The organism is Lentzea sp., assembly GCF_035525475.1.
GTDB lineage: Bacteria > Actinomycetota > Actinomycetes > Mycobacteriales > Pseudonocardiaceae > Lentzea.
The window spans coordinates 42,489-48,488 of record NZ_DATLEC010000089.1 but is presented as its reverse complement, the minus strand read 5'-3'; the positions used below and the strand labels follow the sequence as shown (position 1 = coordinate 48,488).

The following is a 6,000-nucleotide window of genomic DNA, read 5'->3' as shown; positions in this document are numbered from 1 at the left end:
CAGCGGGTCCGCGAAGAGCCGCTCGAAGTTCTCCCAGCCCACCCAGTCGGGGCTCGTGACGAAGTTGACCTGCTGGAAGCTCAGGACCACCCCGCGCACGATGGGGTACCAGGAGAACACCGCGAAGACGACCAGTGCGGCGCTCAGGAAGCCGTACGCGGTGACGTGGCGCCGCACTCACTTCACCTGCGCCAGGACGGCGTTGACCTTGGTCTCCGCATCCTTCAGCAGGGCCGCGTGGTCGGCGTCCTTGTTCGTGAGCGTCGCCTGCACCACGCTGTCGAGGATCGCGTAGACCTGCTGCGCCTGCGGCGGTTCGAGCGAGCCCTTGGTCTTCTCGGAACCGTCCACGTAGGCCTGGAAGTTCTGCACCGGCATGGTGGCGTACTTGGCCTTGAGCTCTTCCTGCTTCTTGCGCGGCTCACCGGTCCACACGTCGGCGATCGGCGGGATCGGCAGTCCGACGGGCTGACCGCGGTCCTTGTAGGTCTGCAGGTTGTGCTCGAGGCGGTCCGGGTTCAGGTACTTCCACTGGATCCACCTGAGGCCGGCCTTGATCTTCTCCGGCGAGGCCTTGGGGTTGATCATGTACCCCTCGCCGCCGAGCAGGGTGCCCTTCTGCTCCGGGATCGCGGCCAGTCCGTAGTCGTCGTACTTGCCCTTGAACTGGTTGACGATCGCGGCGACGTTGTCGGGCGCGGCGAGGTACATGCCGAGCTGGCCCGCGCCCATCATGTTCTGCACGTCGCCGATCTCCAGGAGCTGCTTCTCGCCCATGGATTTGTCGTCCCAGCGCATCTCCTTGAGCCTGCGCAGGACTTCCTTGCCCTTGTCGTTGTTGAAGTCGGCCTTGTAGGTGTCGCCGTCCTTGCGCGCGATGTCACCGCCGACGGACTTCATCCAGGTGGTGAAGTGCCAGCCGCCCTGGTTGCTCTTGCTGTACTCGGCGAACCCGGTGACGCCGGCGTCCTTGAGCTTCTTGGCGGCGGCCCTGACCTCGTCCCACGTCTTCGGCGGGGAGTTCGGGTCCAGACCGGCCTTGGTGAAGTTGGTGCGGCTGTAGAGCAGGCCCATCGTGTAGTTGGCGGTGGGCAGCCCGTAGACCTTGCCGTCGACGGTGAAGACGTCCTTGAGCTCCTGCTTGATGTCCCCGTAGTGCGGGACGTCCTTCACGTAGCCGGTCAGGTCGGCGGCTTGCTTTCTGGCGATGAGAGCCGCGGGATCTGTGAAGTAGACGTAGAAGACGTCCTCGAGCTGCCCGCCGGCGAGCTTGGCGGAGAACGTCTTCGGGTCCATGAACCCCTCGTGCGGCACGAGGTCGATGTCCTGGTTCAGCTTCTCGAACTCCGCGACGTCCTCGTCGAAGACCTTGCGGTCGAACGCCTGGGTCTGTGGCGGCTGGCCGTTGATGTCGATGGTGACCTTGCCGCCGGGTTCGGTCGTGGAACCGCTCCCACAGCCGGCGACGAGGACACAGCCCAGCAGCACGGCAGCGGACTTCTTCATGGTGGAGCCGCCCTTCTCGCGAGCGCGTCGATGTGACGGCGACCATAAGTCCCCGTTACATCTGAACGCAATATCCAGACGAAAACTCGCAAGAAGGCGACTGCCTTGTCACCTCACCGGCGCGCTGGAGGCCCTCACCACCAGTTCGGGCTCGAACAGCAGCTCATCGGGCGCGACGGCGTTGCCCGAGATCTGGTTGGCCAGCAGCTCCACGGCGGCCCGCCCCATCGCCTCGATGGGCTGCCGAACCGTGGTCAGCGGCGGATCAGTGCAGGTCATGAAGGCCGAATCGTCGTACCCGATGATCGACACGTCCTTGGGCACATCCAGCCCCGCACGCCTGACGGCCCTTATCGCGCCCAACGCCAACGGGTCGCTCGCGCAGATGATCGCCGTGACCCCGCGCTGCACGAGCTTGGTGGCCGCCGCCTGCCCACCCTCGAGGCTGAACATGGCGTGCTCCACATCCGCTCCGCCGCTCTTGGTGAGGGCTTCGAGCTTGCGCTGGCTGGGCACGTGGTCCGGCGGCCCGAGCACGGCCCCGATCCTCTTGTGCCCCAGCGACACCAAATGCCCGTAAGCCTGCTCGACCGCCACCGCGTCGTCACACGAGACCCGCGGGAACGCCAGGTCGTCTATGGCGGCGTTGACCAGCACCGCAGGCAGTTTCCTGCTCATCATCTGCTGGTAGTGCCCATGGCTCGCGTCCTTCTGGGCGTACAACCCACCCGCGAACACGATCCCGCTGACATGCTGCTCCAACAGCAGCTCCAGGTACTCCGCCTCCGTCACCCCGCCGGCGGTCCTGGTGCACAGAACGGGCGTGAAGCCCCTTTGCGCCAGCGCGTTGCCCACGACGTCCGCGAACGCGGGGAAGATCGGGTTCTGCAGCTCCGGCAGCACGAGCCCGACCAGCCGCGCCCGTTCCCCCCGCAGCTGCGTCGGCCTTTCGTAACCCAGCACGTCAAGCGCGGTGAGCACGGCGCTCCTGGTGGCGTCAGAGACGCCTGGCTTGCCGTTCAGCACCCGGCTGACGGTGGCCTCGCTGACCCCGACCTTGGCCGCGACCTCGGCCAGCCTTCGTTGCGTCATGGCGCAAGTGTACGCAATTTCTTGCGTCCGTTTGCGTGACCCGGTCTGAACGGGTGAAGGAGGTGCCGGACACTTGCGGCTGCCTACGCTGGACGACCTGTCGATCGAGCCCGAGGACGCGCGATGGCGGATTCAGCGAGATCCGGGACATAGGTGCTCGCGTGTCCAGCCACGTACGCCTGCGCAGGCGCACGGACAAGATGCAGATCAGCCCAGACGGCAGCTGTACCTACTTCGTCGAGTTCGACGTGGAGGTCGAGCGGGATGTCGCCGTCGCATGGCTCGCCTTCCCTGTCTTCTCCTCCGCTCCGGTGGATGCACAGCCTTGGCAAGGCGTCCAGGTGCGCCGTCTGATGATCGACGGCAGGGACAACGACGTGCAGCACTCATATCTGCGCAAGCGCAGGTCGTTCGTGGAAGGCCCGCTGTACAAGGACGTCGTCTTCGAGGAAGGCGTGATTCGCATGCCGGTCTCGTTGGAGAAGGGGCAGGCCAAGCGCCAGGTCAAGTTGGAGATCGATCTCTACAACAGCATGCCCGCGCTGTTCAGCGAGGAGTCGCACGCGATCGACATCTCTTATCTCACCGATGAGCTGGATGTGCACCTCACGGGCACGGCCGGGCTGGAGATATTCCCATCACCGAACGCGCCCTACCTGGTGGAAGCCAGCCAGAACCTGGGAGAGGACGCCGACCCGCAGGAGTCGATACTGCAGTCGAGCACCTGTCGGCACCGGGATGGAATCCACTGGCGGTCGGGGAACACCAAGCTCGGCTACCGGTATGAGATCAAGTTCGTCGCACGGCGGGAGGTGCCCCTGGACCCGATGTCCGGGTAACCTTTCTGTTCAGAGGGAGGGGATGCGATGACCTCCGACCGCCCGTTGCCAGGCGATGCCTCCACCTCGGGGGTGTGGCCGGTTCCAGGGATCCCTCCGTCTCCGGAACGCCCACGGCCTCAGGGTGAGCCCGTGCGCCAGGTCGACTGGTTTCGCCGCGCCCCGACGGGCGGCACCGTCAATGCCGCGCCTCCCGCCACATCAGAGCCACCCCGTGCCCCGGAAGCAACCACGACCGAACCGTGAGGTCGTCCAGGTCGTCCGCCTTCAGCCACTGCCCGGTCACGGTGTTGGAGCGGAACAGGAACGGCATGATGGAGAACTCGTGCGCGGGGGAGTGGTCGTCCACCGTGAGGCCGCGCACGTCGAAGCAGATCTGCTCCACATAGGACGGGTACGGCGCCTGCCAGTAGCAGAATCCCTCATTGGTCCGCTGCAACATCCTCGAGGTGATGGTGAGGCCGCGGATCGCGCTGACCAGGTGGTCCTCCGCGATGCCGCTGAGGTCGCATTCGAAGATGCGCAGGTCGCCGAGGTGGTGGTGAGGGCTCAGTTTGGGACGGTTGCCCATGGCCTCGCGGAAGAAGGTCAGGTAGTTCGCCCACTGGTCGAACCTCACCTCGAGCAGGGGGATCTGGCTCGGTGCGGCGGAGCGACTGACACCGTCGTGGTCGATGTAGTCGATCGCGATCTGCGTCGAGTGCAGCACGTCGTCGACCGAGTCGAGGAACAGCGACGGATCGGTGATGTAGTAGAGCTCGAACAAGGGGTAGCGGCAGGCCGCGCTGATCGTGTCGCGCAGCAGCACGTTGCTGGTGGCGAAGATGACGAACCGGTCGACGGGAACGGTGTGCCGGAACTGGTAGCTCTGCGTCGTGATCAGGTGGTACGTCTTGGCGTCGATGCCTTGCAGTTCCAGCTTCACCGTCGTGTTCGTGCTGATGGTGAGGTCCTTGCCGTGCGGGCGCAGCCCGTTGCCACCGAGCACGCCGGAGACGACGTCCTGGTTCGCTTCGTTCGAACCGTAGATCGACGACAGGAACGTGCGCAGCACATCGCTCGGCAGCAGGTGTTCGACGATGCCGGGACCGGAGATCTGGCTCAGCTCGCTGACCAGGCGACGGTGCAGGAAGAGCTCGTAGGCGCCGAGCAGGAAACCGGCCAGAGCCGGCAACGGCCACAGCACGACCAGCACGTCGTGCGGAAGGCTGCGTTCTTCCGGCTGCCAGAGGAAGACGACGGACAGGTCCGCGGCGGCGAGGGCGAGCAGTGCGAACGCGACGGCCAGCACCAGCCCGTGCCTGCGCGGAGCCACCACTCGCCGCCCGCCCCCTCGACTCCACCGCTCGTCCATACATGGTGGGAGTGGCGGCGGATCAGCGCCAGATCCGTTCGGCGGATGCCGTATCAGCGAGTGGTCTTCCAGATCGGGTTGTCCGACACCCCGACGTAGGTGTCCAGTGTGGCCTTCGGCTTGGAGTCGTCGGTGGCGAGATCGTTGTACAGACCCAGCAGGTGGGTGGTCATCGCACTCTTCGCGCCCACTTCGTCGTGCCTGCGCAGGAACCAGACGACCTGGTCGTGCTCGTTCGCCGAGCGGTTGTGCACCTCGCGGGTCGTGTTCGTGTGCCGCTTGCAGTCCTGCAAGCCGGGCACGAGCGCCTGGTACATGTGTTCCAGCAGTTCGTTGTGCGACGCGCGGACCAGCGCCGAGTGGAACTCCTCGTCCACCTCGATCACCTCCTGCGGGTCGTCGACGGACACACGCTGGTAGCGGCGGTTCAGCTTGGCCAGTTCGTCGAGTTCGCCGTCGCCGGCGCGGACAGCGGCGAGACTCGCCGCTGTGGCCTCGAGCGCGATTCGCACCTCGAGCAGGTCCGTGTGGGAGAACTGGCGGGCGGCGAGCCTGCCTTCCAGGTGCTCTTCCACCGCTGCCAGGTCGGTGCGGCGCACGTACCAGCCGAGGCCGCGGCGCACTTCGACGATGCCCTGCAGCTGCAATCTCTGCAGAGCTGTACGTAGCGACGACCTCGCGACATCTAGCTTGCGGGCCAGTTCCGGCTCGGTGGGAAGGCGGTCGCCGGCCTTGAGGGTGCCCCCGATGATCTGCTCGCGCAGTTTCTGCTCGATCAGCTCTGGCAGTGGCCGTCGCGAATCGGGTGAGAGCGACCAGCTCTCACCTGGCTGCGCGTCATCGGCGGGCATTGGTTCAGGGTAGGCCCCAGGCCTACCTGTTGCAACTTGTCTGGCAACCTGTCGACCGTTGACAGACAACCTACAACACGGGATTCTGAAGTCATGGTGAGAGGCCCAGGACCGCCCACACCTGGGAGCTCGAACTCACCTAGTCGGGAGGGAACGAGATGTCCACAGGGAGCGCACTCGGAATCGCCGCCGTCATAGCAGTCGCCGTCACCACGATCGGCTGGCGCACCGTGTTCACGATGATCGCCGTCTCGGTCATCGCACTGGCCGTCGTCGGCTTCGTGAACGTCACCAGCATCATGTTCGGCTGATGGACGGAATCGAGTAGCTGTGCCCCGGTCGCTCTCCGGCAGACGCG

6 protein-coding genes are annotated in these 6,000 nt (G+C 65.5%); 2 read left to right on the top strand and 4 right to left on the bottom strand.

Annotated elements, in window-relative coordinates:
* Window positions 1-177: 177 nt before the first annotated feature.
* Together VM306_RS16055 and VM306_RS16050 are read right to left on the bottom strand one after the other, a co-directional pair.
* Window positions 178-1,506: an ABC transporter substrate-binding protein gene (locus tag VM306_RS16055; protein WP_325515786.1), complete on the bottom strand. Its 1,329-nt coding sequence runs from the start codon at window positions 1,504-1,506 to the stop codon at window positions 178-180.
* A 108-nt stretch (window positions 1,507-1,614) separates the two neighbouring features.
* On the bottom strand, window positions 1,615-2,598 hold the full coding sequence (locus VM306_RS16050; RefSeq protein WP_325515785.1) for a LacI family DNA-binding transcriptional regulator: 984 nt from the start codon (window positions 2,596-2,598) through the stop codon (window positions 1,615-1,617).
* A gap of 161 nt (window positions 2,599-2,759) precedes the next feature.
* Here VM306_RS16050 and VM306_RS16045 point away from each other — a divergent pair, with 161 nt between their 5' ends.
* A complete protein-coding gene (locus VM306_RS16045; protein ID WP_325515784.1) occupies window positions 2,760-3,437 on the top strand; it encodes a hypothetical protein in 678 nt (225 codons plus the stop codon).
* A gap of 178 nt (window positions 3,438-3,615) precedes the next feature.
* Here VM306_RS16045 and VM306_RS16040 read toward each other — a convergent pair whose 3' ends face one another.
* Together VM306_RS16040 and VM306_RS16035 are read right to left on the bottom strand one after the other, a co-directional pair.
* The gene (locus VM306_RS16040; protein ID WP_325515783.1) at window positions 3,616-4,752 is read right to left on the bottom strand and encodes a hypothetical protein; all 1,137 of its coding nucleotides are present in this window, start codon (window positions 4,750-4,752) and stop codon (window positions 3,616-3,618) included.
* 92 nt (window positions 4,753-4,844) lie between these two features.
* A complete protein-coding gene (locus VM306_RS16035) occupies window positions 4,845-5,642 on the bottom strand; it encodes a FadR/GntR family transcriptional regulator (RefSeq protein WP_325515782.1) in 798 nt (265 codons plus the stop codon).
* Window positions 5,643-5,800: 158 nt separating this feature from the next.
* On the opposite strand from VM306_RS16035, the gene VM306_RS16030 reads away from it, so the two are divergent.
* The gene (locus VM306_RS16030; protein ID WP_325515781.1) at window positions 5,801-5,953 is read left to right on the top strand and encodes a hypothetical protein; all 153 of its coding nucleotides are present in this window, start codon (window positions 5,801-5,803) and stop codon (window positions 5,951-5,953) included.
* Window positions 5,954-6,000: the final 47 nt, after the last annotated feature.

Excerpts from the sequence above, each read along its gene's own strand:
- VM306_RS16035 (WP_325515782.1), bottom strand. The coding sequence starts at position 5,642 with ATGCCCGCCGATGACGCGCAGCCAGGTGAGAGCTGGTCGCTCTCACCC.
- VM306_RS16030 (WP_325515781.1), top strand. The coding sequence starts at position 5,801 with ATGTCCACAGGGAGCGCACTCGGAATCGCCGCCGTCATAGCAGTCGCC.
- VM306_RS16050 (WP_325515785.1), bottom strand. The coding sequence starts at position 2,598 with ATGACGCAACGAAGGCTGGCCGAGGTCGCGGCCAAGGTCGGGGTCAGC.
- VM306_RS16055 (WP_325515786.1), bottom strand. The coding sequence starts at position 1,506 with ATGAAGAAGTCCGCTGCCGTGCTGCTGGGCTGTGTCCTCGTCGCCGGC.